Genomic DNA, 24,568 nt, shown 5'->3' with positions numbered 1-24,568 from the left:
GTGTAGACTGTTAATAGCCTGTTAAACACCAGCAAATAAAAGGGTTATATCTTAGCAAGCGAAATTATCTGCGCAGGAGGCACTGCAGGCCACAATCCTCCCTGCATGGCACTGAATCCCACAGGCAAAACACGCTCCAGCATCTCTTGTGTATCAATTCCGCTAATGATTATTGACTCACAACTGGGAGATAGTTGCGCCAGAATAGCCCGCATAAACGGTTCAAACGAAATATGTGCAATCCTTTGTTGAACAAAGTTTTTATCCAGAACGACGCGTTTGAACAGACCGTCAAAAATTGCCCGGGTTGATATACCGCCAGCACCATAGTTTGTCAGGACTAATGGAAATCGCGCAGCAAGTGCGGCCAATGTTGGATTATCTTTACCTTTGTTTAACTCCGGATAGCTTTCATTAATAGTCAGCTCCAGAAATGAAAATCGTTCAACTTGTGAAGCAAGTTCAGTATCTGATAATAAAGTATTAGCAATTGCTGGCGTTAAATTAATCCAGGCAAATACTTTTCGCTGAATAAAAAAATGTTGGCACGTTTCGATTAATTCTAGTTTTTCTACAAATAAACGACATTGTTCGTCGTCTGACATCCGAGGTAGGACCAGCTCGGTGGGTATACGCACATCCCCATGTGCACTGGCGAAATTGGTGATGATGTCGACGAATTCAAGATCGCCTTTTTCGCTTCTCGCAGGAAGAAAAGAGAACTCAGAATGGTAAAGATTATCCAGTGAAACAATCATCGTGCCAGCCCCGCTGCATGGGTGTTATCCGGCATCCTGTAGCAAAGGATGAAGAAATACGTTACTGCTGATGCAAGTAGAGGCCCTTTCATTTTTCCCTTTTTAGCCGGTAAATCGAATCCTTTTTTTTAGCTTATCCTGATTATAAGCGAATATCCAGCTTTGCACTTTTTAATATCTCGGAATAAATCATATTTTTAGCAAGATACGCTCTTAATGTTCATGGGTATTGTCTAACCAAAAGCAGAAATAAAAGTTAACTTTCAAACGGTGATGTCGAGGCTGCCACTCGATGGCAGCCTCGGAGTTGTGAGGATTAAATACGTCGCGCCTGCCAAAAGTTTTTACGCCAGTAAACGTTATCCAGAGACGAGCGCATCACTCCACGGCTGGTTGAAGCATGAATAAATTGATTATTGGTATCGTAAATACCGACATGCAAACCGCTTTCCCCAGACCCGGTTTTAAAGAAAACCAGATCGCCGGGCAGCAAATCGTCTTTATCAATTTCGGTACCAATCTTTGATTGCGTACGCGTATCGCGTGGGAGTTGCAGATCGAATTTATCGCGCATCGTCATCAAAACAAATCCAGAACAATCCACCCCGCTACGACTCATACCACCATAACGATAGGGTGTGCCATGCCAGGTTTGTAGCTGATCATTAAGACCGGCAATAACGGCGATTGAATCCGACAAGCGGGCATTTGGCGCAGGCGCACGATGGCTGCTGCAGCCCGCCAAAAACAATGCTGTGATTAAAAGGAGCCAAAAGCGCATTCAGTACGAATCCTCTGAATTTTATTTTTATACCAATTTAGCGTGGAAATTATATGATTTTCAAGAACCCATTTAACTTAAGTGGTTGATATGAGCATTCTGTGCCCTTCAATATCCAAACGTCGGAAGTTGACGCCATAGGCCGCAGACAGATTGGCCGGCGTCAGTACCGCATCTCGAGAGCCACTGGCAAGCAGTTTCCCGCGTTTGAGTAGCCAGGCTTTATGCGCATGGCGTAAGGTGTGATTAAGGTCGTGACTACTCATCACAATCGCTATGCCCTGCAAACACAGCTGACTCAACAATCGATCCAGTGCGTTTTGTTGCGCGACGTCCAGACTGTTCATCGGCTCATCCAGGAGTAAAAGCTGACCTAATGGATTCGCTTGTGGACAAATCTGCAGGATAACCGCAGCCAGGCGCACACGCTGCCACTCACCGCCGGAGAGTTGGTTCACGCCGCGCCCCAGTTTATCTCCCAAGCCGAGCGCATCGGCGACCTCCTGTAACAGATCGGTACGTGCTTTGTCGGGTTGATGCAGCGTCAGAAAATGCCAGACCGGCATCGCAAACGGCGGATTTTGCTGTTGCGCAAGATAGGCACGATATTGCGCCAGCCTGGCAGCCGGCCATTCCTCCAACGGCATATCACCAAAAGTGATGCTGCCCTCTCCGTTCGTCAGACCCGCCATACGCGCCAACAGCGTACTTTTTCCGGCACCGTTTGGTCCCACTAAATGCAGGATCTCTCCTGCTTTTATCTCACCAGAAAGCGGGCCAAGACGGGTCGATTCCGCGACGTCCTGTAGCTGCATCAATCGAGACATTAGTTTGCCAGCGCCTGCTTGATGGTTTGCACCAGAATGGGATCCTCAGGCGTCATATCCGGTGAGAATCGTTGCAGCACTTTTCCATCGCGACCCACTAAAAACTTCTCGAAATTCCACAGAATATCGTCCGGGTAGAGCGGCGCACGACCTTTGCTCGCCATTCGCTCATAGAACCCACTATCCGCAGGTGCAACGGCCGTTGGCGCGGCATCAATCAGCTTCTGATACAGCGGATGGCGTCCCTCGCCGTTGACGTCAATTTTGCTGAACATCGGGAAAGTTACGCCCCAGGTGGTACTGCAGTACGTTTTTATTTCCTCTTCGCTGCCCGGCTCCTGGCCCAGAAACTGATTGCAAGGGAAACCAAGAACGCTGAAGCCCTGTTGGTGCCAGGTTTTCTGCAGATTCTCCAGTTGCTCGTACTGCGGCGTCAGTCCACATTTTGAAGCAACGTTGACGATTAACAGCACATTTCCGGAATACGGCTGCAGTGAGGTAACCTCGCCGTCGATGGTCGTCACTTCTGTATCAAGGATAGTGTTTTGCATAGCATCTCCAGAACAACAGGTGGATTTTCAGTTTTTAATCATAGACCGAACCAACGCGTTCTAGCGCGCGGCTTTTAACAATAGCCAGATAAATACCGGTGCGCCCATGGTGGCCGTCACCACGCCGATAGGTAACTCAGCCGAGGCCAGCACCAGACGCGCGACAACATCAGCAAACAGTAATGCGATTGCACCAGCCAACGCACAACCTGGCAATAAAACACGGTGATCGGTGAGGCCGCACAGTCGCAAAATATGCGGGATCACAAGCCCAATAAAACCAATCGCCCCTGCCAGAGCCACGCTCACGCCGACCATCCAGCCTGTGGCGACCACCAGCAGGTTGCGCCAGAACCATAGGGGCAGCCCCAGTTGACGAGCAGACGTCTCTCCTAATGCCAGCATATTCATCGGCTGCGACTGACAGCAGATCCACACCAGTACCGGAATCAACGCCACCATGAGCCAGGCCTGATGCCAGTCTACGCCACCGAAGCCCCCCATCATCCAGTACATCAGCTGTCGTAAGTCAAATGATGTGGAGAAGTAGATGGCCCATGTCATCAGCGCGCTACAGATAATCCCCAGCGCCACCCCTGCCAGCAGCAGACGGCTGGTAGACAAATGACGGCGGGCGAAACGTAGCAGTATGAGCGTGATAATCAGCGCCCCGGCAATGGCGCAAAGGCCCAATGCCCAGCCGGGAAGTTGCCCCTGCCCCAGCAGCACCGCCGCGATAAGCCCGACTCCCGCGCCGTTAGACACGCCTAATAATCCCGGCTCGGCGAGCGGATTTTCAAAGAGAGCTTGCATCACTGCGCCTGATAAGGCCAACGCAGCGCCTACCAGCAAAACGGCAAGGGTACGGGGAAGTCGGATTTGCCAGACGAACAGATCGCCGCGGGCGCTGAACCAGTCGCCGGGAGCGATCCATTGTTCTCCTGCACACAAGCTTAGAATCGTTGCCAGTAGCATAAGTACTGACAGTGACAGTATCCAGCGCACATTTCGACGCTGCTGTTGATGGGCGAAAGTCAGCATGTTTTCCATTCTGCTGAAAAGAGATGAAGGTGATTCTACGGTGCTGATTCGGTAGTGAAAAGGAAAAAGGCCGCAGAGCGGCCTTTTTAGTTATATATCATGGTTTGCGCTGCCGCTTTGATGGCAGAGCAAGTGACTTAACGGATCGTTAAATCACTCTTCTTTGGGCGTTGCGTTTTCGACCCGGCTTTTTAACTTCTGTCCGGGTCTGAAGGTCACCACGCGCCGTGCTGTAATGGGAATATCTTCGCCCGTTTTCGGGTTACGGCCCGGACGTTGATTCTTATCACGCAGATCGAAGTTACCAAAACCAGAGAGTTTTACCTGCTCACCATTTTCCAGAGCACGACGGATCTCTTCGAAAAACAGCTCGACCAGTTCTTTGGCATCCCGCTTGCTAAGCCCAAGCTTATCAAACAGATATTCTGACATTTCAGCTTTTGTAAGCGCCATAGGTTCAATCCCTCAATGATGCCTGGAATCGCTCTTTTAATGCCTCTACACATTTGGCGACGGTAGCGGCAATCTCCTCTTCTTCAAGTGTACGGCTGGTATCCTGAAGGATCAGGCTGATAGCGAGGCTCTTATAACCCTCCGCAACACCCTTACCGCGGTACACGTCAAATAAGTTTACGCCAACTACCTGATTTACGCCAACTTTCTTACACTCGGATAAAATATCCGCAGCGGGAACGTTTTCGGCCACAACAACCGCGATGTCGCGACGGTTCGCCGGGAAGCGAGAAACTTCACGCGCCTGAGGCACCACGCGGTCTGCGAGCTTATTCCACTCCAGTTCAAACACCAGAGTGCGACCGTTCAGATCCAGTTTACGTTCCAGTTCAGGATGAACAACCCCAATGAAACCAATACGTTCACCTTTCAGATAAATCGCCGCAGACTGACCCGGATGCAGTGCTGGATTCGCTTCAGCTTTGAACTGAATGTCTGCCAGTTTGCCGGTCAGGTCGAGAACCGCTTCCAGATCGCCTTTCAGATCATAGAAATCAACGGTCTCTTTTGCCAGATTCCAGTGTTCATCATGACGGTTACCGCAGATCACGCCCGCCAGCATCAGATCCTGACGGATCCCGAGATTGGCCTGTGTATCCGGTACGAAACGTAAACCCGTTTCAAAAATACGTACGCGGTTCTGCTGACGGTTCTGGTTATACACTACCGTAGACAGCAAGCCGGTCCACAGGGACAAACGCATAGCCGACATATCAATAGAAATTGGGCTTGGCAGCAGCAGCGCTTCTTCACCCGGGTGCAGCAGCGACTGGACTTTCGGGTCGACGAAGCTGTAGGTAATTACTTCCTGGTAGCCTTTGTCATTCAGCATGGTTTTTACACGTTTCAGCGACAAATCCGCTTCACGATGCGTACCCATGATAAGACCCGCCTGAATCGGCGTGTTCGGGATATTGTCATAACCGTATACGCGGGCGACTTCTTCGACCAGGTCTTCTTCGATTTCCATATCGAAACGCCAGCTCGGCGCGACCGCTTTCCACTCATCCTGCCCTTCCGTCACGTCACAACCCAGACGACGCAGAATGTCGCTCACCTGCTCATCCGCAATATGGTGTCCGATCAGACGATCCAGTTTGCTACGACGAAGCGTAATGGTTGCGCGTTTTGGCAGCGTGTCTTCGTTCGTCACGTCAATGACTGGACCCGCTTCGCCGCCGCAGATATCGATCAGCAGGCGCGTTGCACGTTCGATGGCCTTATGTTGCAGAGCCGGATCGACACCACGCTCATAGCGGTGAGAAGCATCGGTGTGCAGACCGTGACGACGTGCGCGACCGGTAATAGACAGCGGGCTGAAGAATGCACATTCCAGCAGGACGTTTTGCGTTTCATCATTCACGCCGGAATGTTCGCCACCAAAGATGCCGCCCATCGCCAGCGCTTTGTTATGGTCCGCAATCACCAGCGTATCCGCATTCAGCTTCGCTTCGCTGCCATCCAGCAATACCAGGGTCTCACCCTCTTTTGCCATACGGACAACAATTCCGCCTTCAATGCGGTCTTTGTCGAATGCGTGCATCGGCTGGCCCAGTTCGAGCAGCACATAGTTAGTCACGTCAACCACGGCATCGATTGAACGAATACCGCAACGACGCAGTTTTTCTTTCATCCACAGCGGGGTCGGCGCTTTAACATTGATGCCTTTAACCACGCGGCCCAGATAGCGTGGACAGGCTTCCACGGCTTCAACCTGAATCGGCAGGACGTCGCTAATGGTTGCCGCTACAGGCGCGATTTCCGGCTCAACCAGCGGAGCTTTGTTCAGCACAGCAACATCACGTGCGACACCGATAATGCCTAAGCAGTCGGCGCGGTTCGGCGTGACGCTGATTTCGATAGTGTTGTCGTCAAGCTTCAGGTATTCACGGATATCGGTGCCAATTGGCGCATCGGCCGGCAGTTCGATAATCCCGTTATGATCGTCGGAAATACCCAGCTCAGAGAATGAGCACAGCATACCTTCAGACGGCTCACCGCGCAGTTTCGCGGCTTTGATTTTGAAATCGCCCGGCAGAACGGCACCAACGGTTGCCACAGCCACTTTCAACCCCTGACGGCAGTTTGGCGCACCGCAGACGATATCCAGCAGACGGTCACCGCCTACATTCACTTTGGTGACACGCAGTTTGTCAGCGTTCGGGTGCTGGCCACATTCAACCACTTCACCCACCACAACGCCGTTGAACGCACCGGAAACAGGTTCCACACCGTCAACTTCCAGACCCGCCATTGTGATTTGGTTTGACAGAGCATCGCTATCAATCGCCGGGTTTACCCATTCGCGTAACCACAGTTCACTGAATTTCATTGTTTTATCCTGCCTTTATTTAAACTGTTTGAGGAAACGCAGATCGTTTTCGAAGAAAGAACGCAGATCGGTAACACCGTAACGCAGCATGGTCAGACGCTCCATCCCCATACCAAATGCAAAGCCCGAGTAGATTTCCGGATCGATGCCAACATTACGCAGCACGTTCGGGTGAACCATCCCGCAACCCAGTACTTCCAGCCACTTACCGTTTTTGCCCATCACGTCTACTTCCGCAGAAGGTTCAGTGAACGGGAAGTAGGAAGGACGGAAACGAACCTGCAGGTCTTCTTCAAAGAAGTTGCGCAGGAAATCGTGCAGCGTGCCTTTCAGGTTGGTGAAGTTGATGTTGGTATCAACAATCAGCCCTTCCATCTGATGGAACATCGGGGTGTGAGTCTGATCGTAATCGTTACGATATACACGGCCCGGGGCGATAATACGGATCGGCGGCTGTTTTTCCTTCATGGTGCGGATCTGCACGCCGGAAGTCTGCGTACGCAGCAAACGCGTCGCGTCAAACCAGAAAGTGTCGTGGTCAGCGCGCGCCGGATGATGGCCAGGAATGTTCAGCGCATCGAAGTTATGATAGTCATCTTCGATTTCCGGACCAGTCGCCACGGTAAAGCCCAGCTCACCAAAGAAACTTTCAATCCTGTCAATTGTACGCGTTACAGGATGCAGACCGCCGTTTTCGATACGACGCCCTGGCAGGGAGATATCGATAGTTTCTTCTGCCAGACGAGCATTCAGGGCAGCACTTTCTAATTCGGCCTTACGCGCGTTCAGCGCTTGCTGCACCTGCTCTTTGGCTTCGTTTATCACCGCACCTGCTGCCGGGCGCTCTTCTGGCGGCAGTTCGCGCAGGGTTGTCATCTGAAGGGTCAGGTGCCCTTTCTTGCCCAAATATTCGACGCGGACATTGTCTAACGCGGCAACATCTGAAGCCTGGTTAATGGCGGCCGTTGCACTGGCAACCAGCTCTGCGAGATGTGACATGGTTTTCCTCGTTATGTTGCGATATTCACTAGTCGCTCATATATACGCAAAATCATTCAAGTTGTATCAACGCAGCAAAAGAGCGAATGCAGCCAATACAGAGACAACTTGAAGGATGACGCGTATAAAAAAAGCCTCCACCAGGGAGGCTTTTAGGCGCTGTTTTCCGTTTCTTCTTTCACGCGCAAGCCTCCTGATTTCAGGTGCTAAAGTAAAAGAAGAAGCGGAAAATAGCAGCATTCATGCTTGCGTTACCTTGTGTGGTAAAAACCGGACAACCTTTATTGAAAAGGCTTACGGATAAATTGTCAACTAATTGATTGTACTGCAAATAAAAGAGAGGGAGCCAGGCTCCCTCTTTTCACCGGCTTATGCCAGAGCTGCTTTCGCTTTTTCGACCAGAGCGGTGAACGCTACTTTGTCGAATACTGCGATGTCAGCCAGGATCTTACGGTCGATTTCAACAGAGGCTTTTTTCAGGCCGTTGATGAATTTGCTGTAAGAAATACCGTTCTGACGTGCTGCTGCGTTGATACGCGCAATCCACAGTTGACGGAACTGACGCTTTTTCTGACGACGGTCACGATAAGCGTACTGACCAGCTTTGATAACAGCCTGGAAGGCAACGCGGTATACGCGAGAACGCGCACCGTAGTAGCCTTTAGCTTGTTTCAAAATTTTCTTGTGACGTGCACGGGCAACTACACCACGTTTTACGCGAGCCATATGTGCTCTCCTGTATCTATATTCTTAGTAAAAAAATGAATTAAACGTTAACGGCTTATGCGTACGGCAGGCACGCGATAACCAGACCCAGATCGCCTTTAGACACGAGGCCTTTTGGACGCAGGTGACGTTTACGCTTAGTAGATTTTTTGGTCAGAATATGACGCAGGTTTGCGTGCTTACGCTTAAATCCACCACCACCGGTTTTTTTGAAACGCTTAGCAGCACCGCGTACGGTCTTAATTTTTGGCATTTTAATAACTTCCACTTCGCATTGTTAATAAACGAAACGTAGGCGAACAACGGCTGTGGAACCCGTAGGCTCCACAGACATTGCTACTTGAAGGCCTTACTGTTTCTTCTTAGGAGCGAGCACCATGATCATCTGGCGGCCTTCGATCTTCGTAGGGAAGGATTCGACTACTGCCAGTTCACTCAGATCGTCACGGACGCGGTTGAGCACTTCCATACCGATCTGTTGGTGGGCCATCTCACGACCGCGAAAACGCAGCGTGATCTTAGCCTTATCGCCATCTTCCAGAAAGCGTACCAGGCTGCGGAGTTTTACCTGGTAATCGCCATCGTCGGTGCCAGGACGGAATTTAATTTCCTTAACCTGGATAACTTTTTGCTTTTTCTTCTGTTCCTTAGAAGACTTACTCTTTTCATAAAGGAACTTGCCGTAGTCCATAATACGACAAACTGGCGGTTCGGCGTTAGGGCTGATTTCAACTAAATCTACTCCAGCTTCTTCAGCTTTTTCGATCGCTTCTCTCAGACTCACAATACCCAAAGCTTCGCCTTCCAGACCTGTTAAGCGAACTTCCAGGGCGCGAATCTCGCCATTGATACGATTCGGACGTGCCGTTTGAACTCGTTTTCCGCCTTTAATACCTTATTCCTCCAGTTGTTGAAGACTGCGGCTGCGAATCTCTTGTTGCAGCTTCTCAATCACTTCATTTACGTCCAGGCTGCCCAAGTCTTTGCCACGACGGGTGCGCACGGCAACTTTGCCTGCTTCTACCTCTTTGTCGCCACAGACCAACATGTAAGGGACACGACGTAAAGTGTGCTCGCGGATTTTAAAGCCAATCTTCTCATTTCTCAAGTCTGCTTTTACACGAATACCCGCATTTTGTAGTTTCTGCGTTAATTCGTTAACGTATTCAGACTGAGAATCGGTGATGTTCATGACCACAACCTGAACCGGCGCAAGCCAGGTCGGGAAGAAGCCAGCGAACTCTTCGGTCAGGATACCGATGAAACGTTCCATCGACCCAAGAATTGCACGGTGAATCATAACCGGCACCTGACGTTCGTTGTTTTCGCCAACGTAAGAGGCGCTTAAACGGGACGGCAGGGAGAAGTCCAGCTGTACAGTACCGCACTGCCATGCACGATCGAGGCAGTCATACAGGGTAAATTCAATTTTCGGACCGTAGAACGCGCCCTCACCCAGTTGGAACTCAAACGGGATGTTGTTTTCTTCCAGCGCAACGGCCAGGTCAGCTTCAGCACGGTCCCACATTTCATCGCTACCGATACGTTTTTCGGGGCGAGTGGACAGTTTGACGACGATTTTCTCGAAGCCAAAGGTGCTGTACATATCGTAGACCATACGAATGCACGCGTTAACTTCATCACGAATCTGCTCTTCAGTACAGAAGATATGCGCATCATCTTGAGTGAAGCCACGAACACGCATCAGGCCATGCAGCGCACCTGACGGTTCATTACGGTGGCAGCTACCAAACTCAGCCATACGCAGCGGCAGATCGCGATAGGATTTCAGACCCTGATTAAAGATCTGTACGTGGCCAGGGCAGTTCATTGGCTTAATGCAGTATTCACGGTTCTCAGAAGAGGTGGTGAACATCGCATCTTTGTAGTTGTCCCAGTGACCTGTTTTTTCCCACAGCACGCGGTCCATCATGAACGGACCTTTCACTTCCTGATACTGGTATTCTTTCAGTTTTGAGCGAACAAAGACTTCCAGTTCACGGAAGATAGTCCAGCCATCGTTGTGCCAGAACACCATACCCGGCGCTTCTTCCTGCATGTGATACAGGTCAAGCTGCTTGCCGATTTTACGGTGGTCGCGTTTGGCCGCTTCTTCCAGACGTTGCAGGTAGGCATTCAGGGCTTTTTTATCTGCCCATGCAGTACCATAAATACGCTGCAGCATCTTGTTATTGCTGTCGCCACGCCAGTATGCCCCAGCGGTCTTCATCAGTTTGAAGTGATGGCAGAAACGCATATTCGGCACGTGCGGGCCACGGCACATATCGACATATTCTTCATGATGGTACAAGCCAGGCTTGTCATCATGGGCAATGTTTTCATCAAGAATGGAGACTTTATAGGTCTCGCCACGCTTCACGAAGGTTTCACGCGCTTCGTACCAGCTGACTTTCTTCTTAATGACATCGTAGTTTTTCTCAGCGAGCTCGTGCATCCGCTTCTCAAGCGCGTCGACGTCTTCCTGGGTTAACGTACGGTCAAGATCGATATCGTAGTAAAAACCGTTATCAACAACCGGTCCGATCGCCATTTTGGTGTGCGGCCAGAGTTGTTTGATCGCGTGCCCTAACAGGTGCGCACAGGAGTGACGAATGATCTCCAGACCTTCTTCATCCTTCGCGGTGATGATGGAGAGCTTCGCATCATGCTCAATCAGATCGGAAGCATCTACCAGCTCACCGTCAACACGGCCAGCAATAGTGGCTTTCGCCAGGCCTGGACCGATGTCCAGCGCAACATCCATGGGGCTTACAGCGTGGTCGTAATGGCGTTGGCTGCCATCAGGAAGAGTAATAACAGGCATGTTATATCCTTATTTGCAGTGGTGACCCACACGTAAGATCACATACAAAGAGAAAATTTATTTGTTTACAGTAAGTTGTGTAACCATCTAACCAACAATCGCTAAATTGGTACACAATCTGGTACACAAATGAAAAACTGACATCCTCAGTCCCTCACCCGGTAAAATGATGGTAACACTAAAAAAGTGGTGATTGCACCACTCTGTTTCACATTGATTCAAATTGTCTTGCAACAATGGATGCTATCGGCTAAGTGAGAGCAGCACAAAGCCTTGCAAACCGATGCAAAGCTTTGTGTGTGCCTTTTTTTGTCTTACACCTGAATTTCATAGGTCGATCGCTGCCCTTTCAGATGATAAACTCCCTATCTTTAGGAATTCACTGATTTTTATAATGATAAAGCTATTCGCTAAGTACACAACAATAGGTGTCATTAACACTCTAATTCACTGGGTGGTTTTCGCTATTTGCATATACGCATTTCATACGGGGCAGGCGCTTGGCAACTTTTCCGGATTCGTTGTCGCTGTATCGTTCAGCTTCTTCGCTAACGCAAGGTTCACGTTTAAGTCATCGACTACCACACTACGCTATATGCTGTATGTCGGGTTCATGGGAACCCTGAGTGCCGCTGTTGGTTGGGGTGCTGACAAATCCGGCCTAGCACCTATCATTACATTAATCGCTTTCTCCGCCATCAGTCTGGTGTGCGGTTTTATTTATTCTAAGTTCATAGTCTTTAGGGATGCGAAATGAAAATTTCTTTGGTTGTTCCTGTCTTCAATGAAGAAGCCACCATACCAATTTTTTATAAAACCGTTAGAGAATTTGAAGATCTGAAACCATACGAAGTTGAGATAATATTCATCAATGATGGAAGTAAGGACAATACAGAGTCAATAATCAATGCACTGGCAGTTTCTGACTCTCTAGTAATGCCATTATCATTCACCAGGAACTTTGGAAAAGAGCCAGCACTTTTCGCAGGCCTCGATCATGCAACCGGAGACGCAATAATCCCGATTGATGTTGATTTGCAGGACCCAATAGATGTCATCCCTCGACTCATTGAGAAATGGAAATCCGGTGCCGACATGGTATTGGCAAAACGCACAGACCGTTCTACAGATGGCAGACTCAAGCGCAAGACAGCAGAGTGGTTTTACAAACTACACAACAAGATAAGCACTCCTAAAATTGAGGAAAATGTTGGCGATTTTAGACTAATGTCACGTGACGTAGTTGAGAACATAAAGCAATTGCCAGAGCGTAATCTCTTCATGAAAGGTATTCTTAGCTGGGTAGGAGGAAAAACTGACGTTGTTGAATATGCCAGAGCTGAGCGTGTGGCTGGAGATTCAAAATTTAACGGCTGGAAACTTTGGAATCTTGCTCTTGAGGGGATCACAAGTTTTTCAACTTTCCCTCTCCGCATGTGGACATACATAGGAATTGTAGTAGCTGGGATTTCTTTCATGTATGGTGCATGGATGATTGTTGACACATTAGCATTTGGTAACCCTGTCAGAGGATATCCATCTCTGTTAGTGTCTATACTTTTCCTTGGTGGAGTTCAATTAATTGGAATTGGAGTTCTTGGTGAGTATATAGGTAGAATTTATGTGGAGTCGAAATCAAGGCCTAGGTACATTTTAAAAAAGATGGTGATTAAAAAATGATTAAGGACTGGAAGTTTTTAATTTTATTTAGCGTAATGGCTTATATTTTGCAATTTATAATTGCAGACATTTATTATGGAGATGATTTATTCAGAGTTGTAGATGCTTATTTTTTATGGGGTGATGATGGGCGACCTTTGGCAGATATTTTTTACAGGATATTTTTGCCATTAAATTCATCATATCTTCCAGATGTTTACCCTATACCATTACTGACATCTTCAATTTTATTTTCTTTTGTTTTTTACAAAGTAGTAGAAAACTTTTGCGATGAAGAAGGAAGTTTTAAATACATTATACCAATTATATTTTTATCCAACACCTTCTTTATTTCAAATCTATTATTTAGATTTGACGGAGCATTTATGCTTCTGGCCATGGTTTTATCATCACTTCCATTTGCATTGAATAGAGATAATAAATGGATTTGGTCTGTATTAACAGTAATATCACTGGTTTCATCTTTTTGTCTATACCAGTCATCTGTTAATGTTTTTATTGGCTTTACTTCTATATATGCTTATGTTGCCTACTGCAAAACCCGAGATTTAAAAAAATCAATAATTTCAATTTTGCATAGTGCAATTATTTTTGTTTTATCTTATGCGATATATGCTTTTATATTGAAATTTATTCCATTGAATGCCCATTTCACTGAGTTTAATAAAGCCATTGATCCATCCATTGAAGGTGTGAATATATTTATTAATAATATAAGCACATCACTAATATATGTGAAAAAACTTTTAGGAAGCGGGTTATTATATCCAATCACTTTCGCTTATATTGTGTCGCTGGCGTATGTTATTCACAGCTCACTGAAAAACAGAGATGTTTACATCCTGATTTTTTATTTTATTGCTGTAATTACATGTGCATTCTCTATATGTGGGATAGTATATTTTGGTAAGTTCGCATCATTCTTCCCTAGAGTTTTTTGTGGTCTTTCTGTTTTCTTAGTACTTCCTATCATTGTATTACATAAAGTTAGAGCCAGTAATATAATTGCCATACCAGTTTGTTTGTTCCTACTTATACCTCAATTGGTTTTGTGCTCTACTACTTTAAATGCATCAAAATTTGAGATTAGTCAAGCTGATTCCATATCAAAATCTATAATATTTGATATGCAACAATATGGATCAGGTGAAAAAATAGCCATCATAGGCAAGCCAAGCCACGCACCAAGGACAATACCAGCACTAAGATCTTTCCCAATCATAGAAGACTTGTTACCTGTAGTATTTAGAGGTGGATATGATGGTGGAAGGTATACATTGTTAGCAAATGGAATGCCAAGGAAACAATTTGCTTCTGATAAGGAAATTGACTTTATACGTGCTAATATAGCATCCTTGAATCCAGCAACATCAAACAATGTATATAATTATTACGTATACAATAATATATCAATTATTTACTTTAAGTAAATTGAAGGCATGCCAATAAATTTGGCATGCCTCATTACTAACTAATTTGAGCATCGATGATATATCTTATAAGAAACTTTTTGATATACCTGTAATTTGAATGTTAGTGTTAATAGTAATAGAACTAGATGAAATATTGACAACTTGAACATTAACCGCACCTGCTAATATTGACGCTACTTGTACAACTATACCAGGATATAGATTACCCAGAGTCCAACTTACTGCGGATCCTGAAGGTAGCCCAGGAACTAAAACAGATGTGTTATATGTTCCGCCATTTGCTGCAATCGTTGATGATAACGACCCAGAAGCAAATATCTTATTATAAAAACCCACCATGCTATGTATTTCTTCACGAAACTGGGTTTTTAGTTGATAATCGCCCAAATTTTCACCTATATCAGTACCAACGACGGTACTTCTATGCCCGTTTGGATTATCAAGAATCCAGTTAACTTTGTTTGGATCGTTGTATGGAAATAATGAAAGGTTGATGAATGTTTGCCTTCCTCCATCGCGAGCCTGACAAGTAAATTCGTTACTATTATCGATAGACATCGTAATCCATGTATTAGCATAAGGGGAATTTATGCTATAAAACCATGTCCATACCTCTTCGCAACCTTCAACGTTTGTAGATATAAATGTGTTTGTTTCGTATACACCACGCTCATTACTTAGGTCATAAGCTAATGCGCAAGATGACCACGTACAACTGATTTCAGTATTACGATTATATACACCTGCATAATATAATGCCCTAACGCAATTAATAGCGGCGCACATTTCAATCTTACCAAAATATACTTGCCCACCTAATGATGGAAATAAAGCACGCGGATAAGTTAGGTTTGGTGAAGTTCCTGTCCTGCCCTCATCAATCCATCTGTTAAAAGAAATTGCTTTATCGAAAAGATCAGCTCTTAACCTATATAAATGAAAGTAGTTACAATCACCAAAATCTATGGCATGAATATCCTTGGCTGCACGACCGACGAGATATACGTCCTTAATTCCAATATTATTGCATCCAGGAACCCATCCAGATGGTCTATGTGACCTGATCATTGTGTTTCCGACGGGAAAAGTTGATGAGGCACGGATTAGAGTCTTATCGTAACCTCCCCCCTTCAACGTTACGCCAGGATATAACAATACCGTATTCGAAATGTAGAAATCACCAACTATTGTTACCTCAGGAATCCCTAACGTGTGAGCAGCAACGATTGCGGCCTGCAGGTTTGCTGTCAGATCCGGTTGCCCGCTAATCACTCCGCCAGGGACAAAATCAGCAGCCAAATCGATAGAGTTTCTGAGTTTTCTGTCTACAGTGGTTAATTTTGATGATGGTTGATTGAGGTTATATCCAACAAGAAGTGAACCTGTTCCGGCGGCTAAATCTTTTCTCAAAACATCACTAATATCTACCGGCTGCCATTTTCCTTCACCTGTCCCACCTGATGATTCTGGCGTAGAGCCTGCCGGAACCGTTTTTGGCAATGTTGTCAGGTCATCCCATCGATACCAGACATTTGTTGACGTGTCCTGCAATACATCACCAGCAGCGGTTACTGTTCCCCCTCCCTGAAATGTTCCTGCAAGACTCCATCCGAGATTGTAGATATGCTGGAGAGTTAGCTGCTTAAGTCCTTCAATCGTATAATGTGCATTCCCAAAACGATCGATGTACTGCTGGGCCATTGACGTAACAAATTCATCAATTTTCCCGGCGTTGAATTTCAGATCTTGCGGCTTTTCGCTCGGAACCGGCAGGTTAGTTGGTGTAGTGCTCATATTTTTTCCATAAAAAAACCCGGCTCGGTGGCCGGGTTGTGGTATTTGGATAAGGTATTATTCGTAGACTGAGTCGCTGTACTCTGAGACGGTCAGAGATACCGTGTTATCTGTGTTCGGTTTGATGCTATTGACCGTCCATAGCTGACTGTCCAGCTCTTCCACTGTCGCGATCAGATAGCGCGATGGTAGCTGCACAGTGTCTCCGTTCCATATGTTGAGCTGAATGTTAGGGATAGCCGCGGTGAATCCGTACTTTGTATCGCTGCGGGCCGTAGCCGGATGGCGCAGTGTCGGGTTACCCATGTTGTCGGTGACAAGCACATACATATCTCCAGTAAATGTGATCGGCTCACTGGTGTCGAAGTCATTCCCGGTGCGACCGGTGATGTAACCCTGTTGCTGGTTGCTGTCGTAGATGTCCGGCATCTGAATGACGCTTCCAACCTGGATAATTCCGTCCTCGAACACCTTGGCGTTCATCTTCACACGTGAGTAAATCAGGCGCTTTGTTTCGCGTAGCGCTCGCTCACGAGCCTGGTACTCGTTACGGAATCCTACTATCTCGAGCTTGTTTGGGTTCTCCGCTTCCTGCTCGACGATAACGCCGTTCAGAACACGATAGTTGATGTACGTCTTGTTGTTCGTAGTCGGGTGAACGTAGGAGACCTGAACACCGTCGTAACCGCCTGGCAGCGTGGCCTCATACGTCATTTTGTATTCGTCCGTTTTCATGTTTGCCCGGTTGAACACTGCTGCCGGGTAACCGACTTTCTGATCGCGGGTGAATGTCAGTACACCGTCATCCCAGTACGCCATAACAGACGCTGCATTACAGATCGCCTGCACCCTGTCGCCCAGCGAGTCGTTTTCATCATCGAAGGTGTAGTCGAAGTAACCCAGCCGTTCGTCAGGCAGGCTTTCAGCAATCGAATACAGTCCGTAGAGGTCAATGCTGCTTTCTGGCTGGCTGCCCATTACGAGCCAGGTATGTGCAACCGCGTCAGCAAAGGAACGCGATGGACGCAATGTGTGATCGACGGTCTGTGTCATCAGGTCGTAACTGATAGTCTGGCGAGTTACCAGAGTATTGTATTTGCGGTCACGGCTTCCTAATGCGTTTTCTGTTGCCCGCACCTTGACGCGAACCAACGTATCAGTCGGATGAACTACGTTGCTTCTGATGTTGACAGCGTGTATCTCCTCAACCTTAAGAATTGACGCATCATTGGAGTTGTTTGTCCGCTGGAAATTGATGGCATATTTACCAAACCCTCCCGCTGGAATTATTTTATCAGTGCGATAAAACACTTCGCTGGTCGACTTATGAGGCGTTCCCTGGTGATAGGTAAAGGTTTGTTGTGTGCCGGGGATCTGATTGTAATCGTCGTCGATTTTCCAGATTGTCACCGTCCAGTCAGTCCAGTTACCGCCCCCCAGTGATGACTGTGTATGCAGCCAAAGCTCTGTTGATTCAACCGGTGAGAAGAAAGGCCCCACAACAAGCGCCTCATTATCGTTGAGAATAAATTTCGTTGTGTTGATGGTGGCTGTAGATGGAACGGTAGGTGGCCCCTGCAAATCTGTCATGGTGAACGTGTACCACTTAACAGGGTTTATCACAGAACCATCATCACTCTGCACAGCAGAAATTAACGTTCCAGAGAAAAGCACATCTTCAGTAATACTGCCTGATGTCGTGTCATAAGTGACGTTGATAGTAAAGGTGACGGAGTGTGGAAGTGCCAGCCCCATGAAGTAGTCGAACTCAGCCTGCTTGACGATTTTCATCGCTATCTGGCCGCCAGCATAATCACCACTAACCACGCTATTGGCAGTAGCCGATTCTACCGGGAAATTGTCGCTTTCGTTTGGCCCTGGCATCTCCTGCCCGTCGACATCGTCGAACGAATAGCCCTCGTTAATAGTCGGTATTACCTCACCAGGCTGATAAAACTGATACTCAGCACCGGCCATCGATCCGAGACTCGACTCTGAGTAACGAACAGACTCATAGTCATACTTACCGATACCGATACACATCCACTCAGTGACGTATTTCAGGCCGCCGTCGTTCTCACTCTGGCGTACATATTCAAACATCGATTCCTGAATCAAGTCTGGAAACGATCTGACCTGCCCGTAAATATCAGGCTTCGCTTTGTATACCCTTGCGGTATTCGTTTGCCCGGTCAGACTGTTGTTCGGAGAATCGACAGTGTTTCCACCGTTATTGGCTATTGCTGGCTTCGGGGCAAGGAATGAAAACACAGCACCAACAACTTTGAAGATTGGGCTGAGAATGTCGCTAATGATGCCCTTTGGCTGGTCGAAAATCTGGATAGTGTCCAGTTCGCTCAGTTCAAACGCCAGTTCATCATCATCATTTAACCTCACGCCGTTACGGACGATCAGCAGATCACGGTGAAAGGTGCCATCATTGGCCGACAGCCAGTCATAAAAAAGGGTGCCGTTTGGCACCCTGCAACGCAGCTTAGGCGTTCCTGGAAAATTCGATATCTCAACCAGCGCCATAAGAAAAATACTCCACTTTAGTGAATGCCCGCTGAATGACCAGCAACGAGTCCATGCGCACGCTGCCGTTCTCGCCCCGAGAGTGTAGCGCCTTCCGGTTCATCACCAGGCCAACGTGCGTCGGTTGCGCGCCGCGGTACCCGACAAATATCCCGCCTTCGACAGGTTTATCGGCCTGGCGCCAGAAGACTACGTCACCTTGATAGCATGTGAAGAAGTCCTCACCGGCTTCGTAGTCCGGAGTCTGGTGCAGCTCAATGCCGAGAACGTGACGGTAATACAACACCACCAGTCCCCAGCAGTCGACCCTCTCGAACGAACAGGCACGATTAGCCCACGGCACGCCGATCACCTTCCGAACAAAATCAGAGGTACTGCAGGCCAGTATATTCCGTTGGGTCATAGAGCCTTCCGATGTTGTTGTTCAGCGGGTTGGTGACGGACAGGGTTACTGACGCGGAGTCAGCGTCGATGTCCACCGTCTTGACGTAAAGCTGCCAGGACTTAATCGGCACAGACACGTCGCCGCTGTCGAAGATCTGCCTGGTGGCAGTGATGGCTGTCAGCCGGGCCGCGCCCTTCCACTGCTTCATCAGCGCTTTAATGTCAGACGACAGCCGACCTAACTTCACCGTCGCGTCGATCACCGGCGTACCACTCTGCTGACTCTCTTCGATTTCAAAGCGCGCTGGCGTGTACGTCTGGCCTCCTAGTACCTTCGGAAAGAACTGCTTGTCGACCAAGCGGACATAGCCAAAGGATGGATGGTAGAACGTGATGGTGTCGTACAGCCCGCGCGTCGGCCGCTGCTGCTTGTACTCTCTGAAGCTCGGCATTACGGCACCCTCGGTAGTGATTCCGGATCGCGGCCGTCCGGATAACCAGTAACTACGATATCCAGCCACGAATCCCACGGCGGCGGCAGCTCAACAATGATGTCGTCGAATTCGTCATCTGCGTTGTAGAGGTGGTTTGCAATCACGGTTCCAGTCCATGTAACAACGCCGTTTGTGATGTTTGTCTGAACAGGCATCTGCGTGAAGTGGAGTTCCTGCAACTGTACCCCACTGCCGCCGAGATTCACCTTCATACGGAACCAATTTAGCCCACGGTTTAGGTAGTTAGGGCTGCGCAGCCACTGCTGGAATGCGCGCTCCTCTGCCGACGTAAAGATCCACGTCAGTGACCACGTCACTTTCAGGTCATCGGTCTGGTTCTGAAAGATAGCCGGGCCTACCGCTGGCTGATCGGTCTGGAACCCGGTATCGAGCGTCATGTTTTTACTGGCTTTCTGCGCCAGCGGCAGCCAGTCGGGATAGTCGATAATAGGCATCAGCCCTGCCCCCTTGGCGTGCGTTTAACGTTCATGTTGCTGGTAATGGCGCTGCTTGCAGGACCACCGTTATTCATGTCAGCGATAAATGCCTCAAGCGTCCATGAACCATCACCGTTCTGCTTTGCCTGAGCATCAACAGAAGCGGATGAATAGTTGTAGATGTTGAGAACAGGAGCGCCACCACCACCGCCAGCATTCATATCCTTATTGCTGATCACCTTGCCGTTATCGCCGGGGATCATGTACTGCTTGCCAGTACTGGCCTGGTAAATCTCCGGCATGCCGCCTTCGCCGACCTGATACATCCCGCCAGCCGATACCGGCCCGCCGTTCTTGCGCTTACCGGACAGAGCCAGGATGCCAGCCATAGCGCCGATACCGATCGCCACCGCACCACCGAACGAGGCAATGGAGGACATGATGGCCGCAGGAGTCCATGCCGCAGTGGTAGCTGCCGCCGCTGCCGTAGACGTCGCCGTCGTGGTGGCAATGCCAGCCGCCTGCGCCGTAGTTGATGCTGCAACTGCTGCAGTGGTGGCTGTCTGCCCCATGATTGCCGACTTCACCCACTCAACGCCCATCTGGACGAAAGTATTGATGAGGCTGTTCAGGACGGTATTGCCGATCGATCGCAAAGCGTCAGATGCTGACATGCTCCCGGTGATGATGCCGGTTAAGGCATTGGACGCATTACCAGCCAGTGCATCAAATGACGCCGCCAGCGCTTCATTGCCTGCGCTCTGGTTACGGAAAATCTCCCATTGCGCTGCTATACGTGCCTGTTCGTACTCCCTGTCAGCAGTAGCGCGCAACATAAGTGCGTTCTGATGAGTGATAAGCCCTTGCTGTTCGAATGCCTGAATTAGCGCTAAATTGCGGGCGTTTTCGTTAGCCAGTTGCTGCACTGGGTCAACACCACCAACTGCATCCTGCTGCGGCGTCACTGCCTGCTGAGCCTGGATTTTTGCAAGGTTAGCCTGATGAGTTGCTGCCAGTCGCTCGGATGTCTGATTGAATTGCTCCTGGCTGATTTTCTTCGCAGCCAGAGCGGTATTCAGATCCTCTATATCCTGCTTGTAACTGGCGTTCTCGCGCGCTTCTGGCAGGAGTTTCTCTGCTGCAGCTTGCGCCTTAATGGCGTTGGCAGTGTCCCATTTTGTTGCGGCGTACTGCCCAGCCAGCGCGATCTGCTCCTTCGTTGCGCCTTTACCAAGTGACTGCTGAGCATTCAGGATCGCTTGTTCCCGGCTCAGCTTGTTTGTTGAGTCGGCAGCTAACTCTGACTGCTGTTTCAAGTTCGCCAGTTTCTGAGCAATAGAATCAGCCTGGGAAGCGCCTTTCTTCTGCTCTGACTGAAGCGTCTTCTGTGCCTGCGTATTTTTGTACGTGGCTGCAGCATCGTCTTCCATTTGCTTAGCGTGCGGATCATCCTTCGCAAACCCGGCATCTTCGGCAGCGTATTGTGCCTGCAGTCGTGCGCGGGCCTCACCCTGTAACTTCGAAAGCGCCAGATTGCGCTCTGACTGCTTGATGAGATTCTTCTGCCCTGACGTCAGGTTATCCGTTTCCTCCTTCAGTGCAGCAACGTTGCCCTTGGCAATGACCGCCTCTCGGGAAAGCGCTACAAGCTTGCCAACGAACGCTGTAAGCGCCGTCTGCCCCTTCTCTGTTGAGCTTTGAGTATTCTGTAACTCTGTTGCTAGCTTTTGCAGCGCTTCCGGGGTTGGGTTTTTAGCAATATCAGAAAGTTGCTTGCTGAACTCAAAAGCCTTTTGCTCAGAGATGCCGAACTTATCTGCAACCGCACCGACAGTGTTACCGATGCTGTTCGCCGTAGCCTGAAACGCCTGACCAGCACCGTATGCTTGTTTGACTGCCTCAGCATAGTTATCAGTGGTGATCTCCAGCGACGCCAGACGCTCATTGAACCCGTCAACCGACGCATACCCGCCGGAGAATGCAGACAGAGCTTTATCACCGAATGACAGCAGAGAGCTTGATGCATCACTGATAGCTTTCGGGATTTTGTTGATCGCCTCGTTGTACTCCAGAAGCGCCTGGTTGCGCATCAGAGTTGCTACTTCAGCGTTAGTCTTGGCGAGGTAGGCGTATTTGTCAGAGAGTGCAGCCACGCCGTTAATAGAGACGTTGATGACTTTATCCATCGCCTCAGCAGCATCTTTCAGCGCATCCATGGCATTCTTGCCGCCGTTCAGAGACGTTATCAGGACGCCAGCCAGCACAGAACTAAGTGCAATGAATGCTCCGACGACTGCACCACCCGGGCCAAATGCGCCAGCCAACTGAGAACCCTGCTGAGCAAAGGCCACTAGTGCAGACTGACCGCCTTGCACCTGAACGATGAAGTCCTGCACCTGGTAACCAGCAGACTGCATGCTGGACTTCCACTTACCGGTTCCCTTAGCTCCATTCTCGACACCTGTTTTCATGTCGTAGAGTCGACCAGTCAGTTCTCCAATCTTCTGCTTTTCTTCATCGGTAGCCTTTGACCCGGCTCGCAGCTGTGCTGCCAGAATTGCAGCGCTGCGGGCGCCGTTTTCCTGAGCCTCGTCAAGCACAGCAAGTTGGTTACCAAGCGCCTCAACAATGGACTCAGCACGACTGAACTCGCTACTTGCACCACCGGTACCACTGCGCGCCTCTTCCATTGCCCGAGCAATGCCACTCACGTTAGTGTTCAGCTTACGCAGCTGGTTATCCATGGAGTTAGCGTAACCAGCCAGCTCGGTGAATGCAGCACCAGTTTGCGAGGTGCTTTGGTCGAGGTTATCCATTCCCTTGCCGGATTGCTGGGCCGCAGAATCCAGTTTATCCAGAGCATCAATGGCCTGTTTCCCGCCCTGCAGCAGCGGCTCAACGTCGGCGCTGATTTCATAAACGATGCTACCGGCGTTCTTCTCACCTGCCATGTCATTCTCCGGTTATTGCTTTGCTTTTGCCCTGCGTGCGGCCTGTTTAGCCAGGTATTCGTCGGCGATGCTGTCGTACTCATCGCGAGTGAAGCCTTTCTGATCAGGATATTTCGCCGCCAGCAGCATCTGAAATTCGGTCATCGTTAATTGAGATGCTTCTGCGCGGTTCATGCCGAAGTGGCTGCGTGCAGCGCTGATGTAGTCGAATGCTTTAAATTCAGTGGTGCTCTCGCCAGTCTCGTGACGCTGCAACTGGCGCACTTTTGCTTTGCCAACAACGCCGTGTTGAATAAGGTGCTGAGCAAGCACAATGATGTCGTTTTTCGGCATCTGGCCCGGGCGGTAAACTACGCAATGCCGCCAGCCCTTCCACTCGCCGATCATTGGCGTCAGGTCGCTCTCACAGCACGCCTGCAAAACATGCATACACGTTGATAAAAGCTTTTCAGCAGCGCGGTTGAATGATGGAGCCATCCATTCTGGGAACCGCCCCAGCGTGCCAGCGCACACCTCAATCAGCTGAGCGACATCATTCCCATGGATGGTGGCATAGGCCCGCACAATCTCTTCCGGAGTGCCGATCCTGGTCATTGCCTCGAATGATGGCCTGAGCAGGTAGTCTTTCCCGCCGGTGCGGCTGTCACTGACAGAGAATTCGCCAATATCGGTTAAAGCAGTCATAGGCCTTCCAGTAAACGGTCATTATCAAGGGCAGCACGCCGCCCTTTGGAATGTCCGTTAAGTAACAGTAACCGTATGCACGGCCACAAAGTTGCCGTCTTCGGTGTTAATGATGATCTGTGCGCTTCCGGTGGCGACGCGGGTAACGGTAACAGTGGTACCTGATGCCGTCGCAGTGGCTTTGGTTGGATCGGTTGATGCTACGGTGAAGTCTTTGTTGGTTGCACCGGTTGGTGCGATGTTCACCGTGAAGGTGCTGGTACCGCCCGCCGTGCCAGTGCTGGTTGTCGGGGTTACCGTCACGCCAGTCACTGCTACCGAGTTATTTTCATTTACCTCGATAGTGCTTGCGTCACCAACCTTAAACTCAGTGGTGAACGGGGTGATATCGTTCGTCCCGCCACTGGAGTTAAGGGCGGTAATATTCATGTAACCGATAAATTCTACTGGGCCATAGTCCAGTCGAACCCAGATACCTGGCTGACGACGTGCAGCTACTTCCGTATGGAAATACTTGGTGAAGCGTCCAAAACCATACTGATCCAACTTATCCTTCACCCGCACCTCACCATCAAATGAGATAGTAAAGTCGCTATTGGTGACGATAGTTTCAACGTATCCGCCGCCATCATCAGCATCGCTGGTAGTGGTGTTAGGGTTGAAATCAAATCCCTTCGTTGTACCGGCAGCCAGAGCCAGCCACTCAGATTCAAGTGGTTTGACGTCCGGGCAGCCATCGGCAACTTCCAGCACGACTGCGCCACCGAAAAGGCGTTCGTTCGAGTTCTGGCAATCAGCCATGTGAAACTCCTCTTTAACGTATA

24 protein-coding genes and 1 other annotated feature are annotated in these 24,568 nt (G+C 49.0%); of the genes, 3 read left to right on the top strand and 21 right to left on the bottom strand.

Going from position 1 to position 24,568, the window contains the following annotated elements; all coding sequences use genetic code 11:
• Positions 1-44: 44 nt before the first annotated feature.
• The 13 genes from OGX66_RS06735 to thrS form a co-directional block, all read right to left on the bottom strand.
• A complete protein-coding gene (locus OGX66_RS06735; RefSeq protein WP_003836643.1) occupies positions 45-758 on the bottom strand; it encodes an EAL domain-containing protein in 714 nt (237 codons plus the stop codon).
• Between the two features lie 316 nt (positions 759-1,074).
• Positions 1,075-1,539: an NlpC/P60 family protein gene (locus tag OGX66_RS06730; RefSeq protein ID WP_003836644.1), complete on the bottom strand. Its 465-nt coding sequence runs from the start codon at positions 1,537-1,539 to the stop codon at positions 1,075-1,077.
• Positions 1,540-1,616: 77 nt separating this feature from the next.
• The gene (gene btuD / locus OGX66_RS06725) at positions 1,617-2,366 is read right to left on the bottom strand and encodes a vitamin B12 ABC transporter ATP-binding protein BtuD (protein WP_003030567.1); all 750 of its coding nucleotides are present in this window, start codon (positions 2,364-2,366) and stop codon (positions 1,617-1,619) included.
• The gene (locus OGX66_RS06720; RefSeq protein WP_003030569.1) at positions 2,366-2,917 is read right to left on the bottom strand and encodes a glutathione peroxidase; all 552 of its coding nucleotides are present in this window, start codon (positions 2,915-2,917) and stop codon (positions 2,366-2,368) included. Before OGX66_RS06720 ends, btuD begins: the two co-directional genes overlap by 1 nt.
• Before the next feature lie 60 nt (positions 2,918-2,977).
• Positions 2,978-3,958 (bottom strand): vitamin B12 ABC transporter permease BtuC, encoded by a 981-nt coding sequence (btuC, locus tag OGX66_RS06715; RefSeq protein WP_003832584.1) that lies wholly within the window; start codon positions 3,956-3,958, stop codon positions 2,978-2,980.
• A gap of 153 nt (positions 3,959-4,111) precedes the next feature.
• Complete coding sequence (gene ihfA / locus OGX66_RS06710) at positions 4,112-4,411, bottom strand: integration host factor subunit alpha (protein ID WP_003030571.1); 300 nt, start codon at positions 4,409-4,411, stop codon at positions 4,112-4,114.
• A 4-nt stretch (positions 4,412-4,415) separates the two neighbouring features.
• Positions 4,416-6,803, bottom strand: a complete 2,388-nt coding sequence (gene pheT / locus OGX66_RS06705) for a phenylalanine--tRNA ligase subunit beta (protein WP_088902392.1) — start codon at positions 6,801-6,803, stop codon at positions 4,416-4,418.
• A gap of 15 nt (positions 6,804-6,818) precedes the next feature.
• Entirely contained in the window at positions 6,819-7,802 is a 984-nt protein-coding gene (gene pheS, locus OGX66_RS06700) for a phenylalanine--tRNA ligase subunit alpha (protein ID WP_003832580.1), read from the bottom strand.
• A gap of 124 nt (positions 7,803-7,926) precedes the next feature.
• Positions 7,927-8,051 (bottom strand) — a sequence feature (Phe leader region).
• Positions 8,002-8,046, bottom strand: a complete 45-nt coding sequence (gene pheM, locus OGX66_RS06695; RefSeq protein WP_001386830.1) for a pheST operon leader peptide PheM — start codon at positions 8,044-8,046, stop codon at positions 8,002-8,004. It overlaps the preceding feature by 45 nt.
• A gap of 120 nt (positions 8,052-8,171) precedes the next feature.
• A complete protein-coding gene (gene rplT, locus OGX66_RS06690; RefSeq protein ID WP_003030578.1) occupies positions 8,172-8,528 on the bottom strand; it encodes a 50S ribosomal protein L20 in 357 nt (118 codons plus the stop codon).
• Positions 8,529-8,583: 55 nt separating this feature from the next.
• Entirely contained in the window at positions 8,584-8,781 is a 198-nt protein-coding gene (gene rpmI / locus OGX66_RS06685) for a 50S ribosomal protein L35 (RefSeq protein WP_003030583.1), read from the bottom strand.
• A gap of 96 nt (positions 8,782-8,877) precedes the next feature.
• A complete protein-coding gene (infC, locus tag OGX66_RS06680; RefSeq protein WP_048997935.1) occupies positions 8,878-9,420 on the bottom strand; it encodes a translation initiation factor IF-3 in 543 nt (180 codons plus the stop codon).
• A 3-nt stretch (positions 9,421-9,423) separates the two neighbouring features.
• Complete coding sequence (thrS, locus tag OGX66_RS06675; RefSeq protein WP_003832572.1) at positions 9,424-11,352, bottom strand: threonine--tRNA ligase; 1,929 nt, start codon at positions 11,350-11,352, stop codon at positions 9,424-9,426.
• 394 nt (positions 11,353-11,746) lie between these two features.
• On the opposite strand from thrS, the gene OGX66_RS06670 reads away from it, so the two are divergent.
• The 3 genes from OGX66_RS06670 to OGX66_RS06660 are packed head-to-tail and all read left to right on the top strand — an operon-like array spanning position 11,747 to position 14,462.
• Positions 11,747-12,109, top strand: a complete 363-nt coding sequence (locus tag OGX66_RS06670) for a GtrA family protein (protein ID WP_167736303.1) — start codon at positions 11,747-11,749, stop codon at positions 12,107-12,109.
• Positions 12,106-13,032: a glycosyltransferase family 2 protein gene (locus OGX66_RS06665; protein ID WP_167736304.1), complete on the top strand. Its 927-nt coding sequence runs from the start codon at positions 12,106-12,108 to the stop codon at positions 13,030-13,032. Before OGX66_RS06670 ends, OGX66_RS06665 begins: the two co-directional genes overlap by 4 nt.
• Positions 13,029-14,462: a glucosyltransferase domain-containing protein gene (locus OGX66_RS06660; RefSeq protein ID WP_167736305.1), complete on the top strand. Its 1,434-nt coding sequence runs from the start codon at positions 13,029-13,031 to the stop codon at positions 14,460-14,462. The genes OGX66_RS06665 and OGX66_RS06660 overlap by 4 nt, the downstream gene beginning before the upstream one ends.
• 66 nt (positions 14,463-14,528) lie before the next feature.
• On the opposite strand, the gene OGX66_RS06655 is transcribed toward OGX66_RS06660, so the two are convergent.
• From OGX66_RS06655 to OGX66_RS06620, 8 genes are read right to left on the bottom strand one after another with little or no spacing between them, the layout of a single operon-like run.
• A complete protein-coding gene (locus OGX66_RS06655; RefSeq protein ID WP_270932840.1) occupies positions 14,529-16,259 on the bottom strand; it encodes a tail fiber/spike domain-containing protein in 1,731 nt (576 codons plus the stop codon).
• A 57-nt stretch (positions 16,260-16,316) separates the two neighbouring features.
• A complete protein-coding gene (locus OGX66_RS06650) occupies positions 16,317-18,794 on the bottom strand; it encodes a host specificity factor TipJ family phage tail protein (RefSeq protein WP_286511115.1) in 2,478 nt (825 codons plus the stop codon).
• Positions 18,781-19,197 carry an NlpC/P60 family protein gene (locus OGX66_RS06645; RefSeq protein ID WP_286511113.1) on the bottom strand — a complete coding sequence of 139 codons (417 nt, stop codon included), beginning with the start codon at positions 19,195-19,197 and terminating at the stop codon, positions 18,781-18,783. The genes OGX66_RS06650 and OGX66_RS06645 overlap by 14 nt, the downstream gene beginning before the upstream one ends.
• Positions 19,160-19,630: a hypothetical protein gene (locus tag OGX66_RS06640; protein ID WP_065944940.1), complete on the bottom strand. Its 471-nt coding sequence runs from the start codon at positions 19,628-19,630 to the stop codon at positions 19,160-19,162. The genes OGX66_RS06645 and OGX66_RS06640 overlap by 38 nt, the downstream gene beginning before the upstream one ends.
• Positions 19,630-20,127, bottom strand: coding sequence for a hypothetical protein (locus OGX66_RS06635; RefSeq protein ID WP_071685495.1), 498 nt, complete (start codon positions 20,125-20,127; stop codon positions 19,630-19,632). The genes OGX66_RS06640 and OGX66_RS06635 overlap by 1 nt, the downstream gene beginning before the upstream one ends.
• Entirely contained in the window at positions 20,127-23,060 is a 2,934-nt protein-coding gene (locus OGX66_RS06630; RefSeq protein ID WP_286511108.1) for a tail protein (tape measure), read from the bottom strand. The genes OGX66_RS06635 and OGX66_RS06630 overlap by 1 nt, the downstream gene beginning before the upstream one ends.
• 12 nt (positions 23,061-23,072) lie before the next feature.
• Positions 23,073-23,744, bottom strand: coding sequence for a DUF6246 family protein (locus OGX66_RS06625; protein WP_286511105.1), 672 nt, complete (start codon positions 23,742-23,744; stop codon positions 23,073-23,075).
• A gap of 57 nt (positions 23,745-23,801) precedes the next feature.
• Complete coding sequence (locus OGX66_RS06620; RefSeq protein WP_286511103.1) at positions 23,802-24,545, bottom strand: phage tail tube protein; 744 nt, start codon at positions 24,543-24,545, stop codon at positions 23,802-23,804.
• Positions 24,546-24,568 lie beyond the last annotated feature (23 nt).

Source organism: Citrobacter sp. Cf072 (assembly GCF_030334485.1).
Lineage (GTDB): Bacteria > Pseudomonadota > Gammaproteobacteria > Enterobacterales > Enterobacteriaceae > Citrobacter > Citrobacter freundii.
This window is presented reverse-complemented; position numbering and strand designations above follow the sequence as displayed.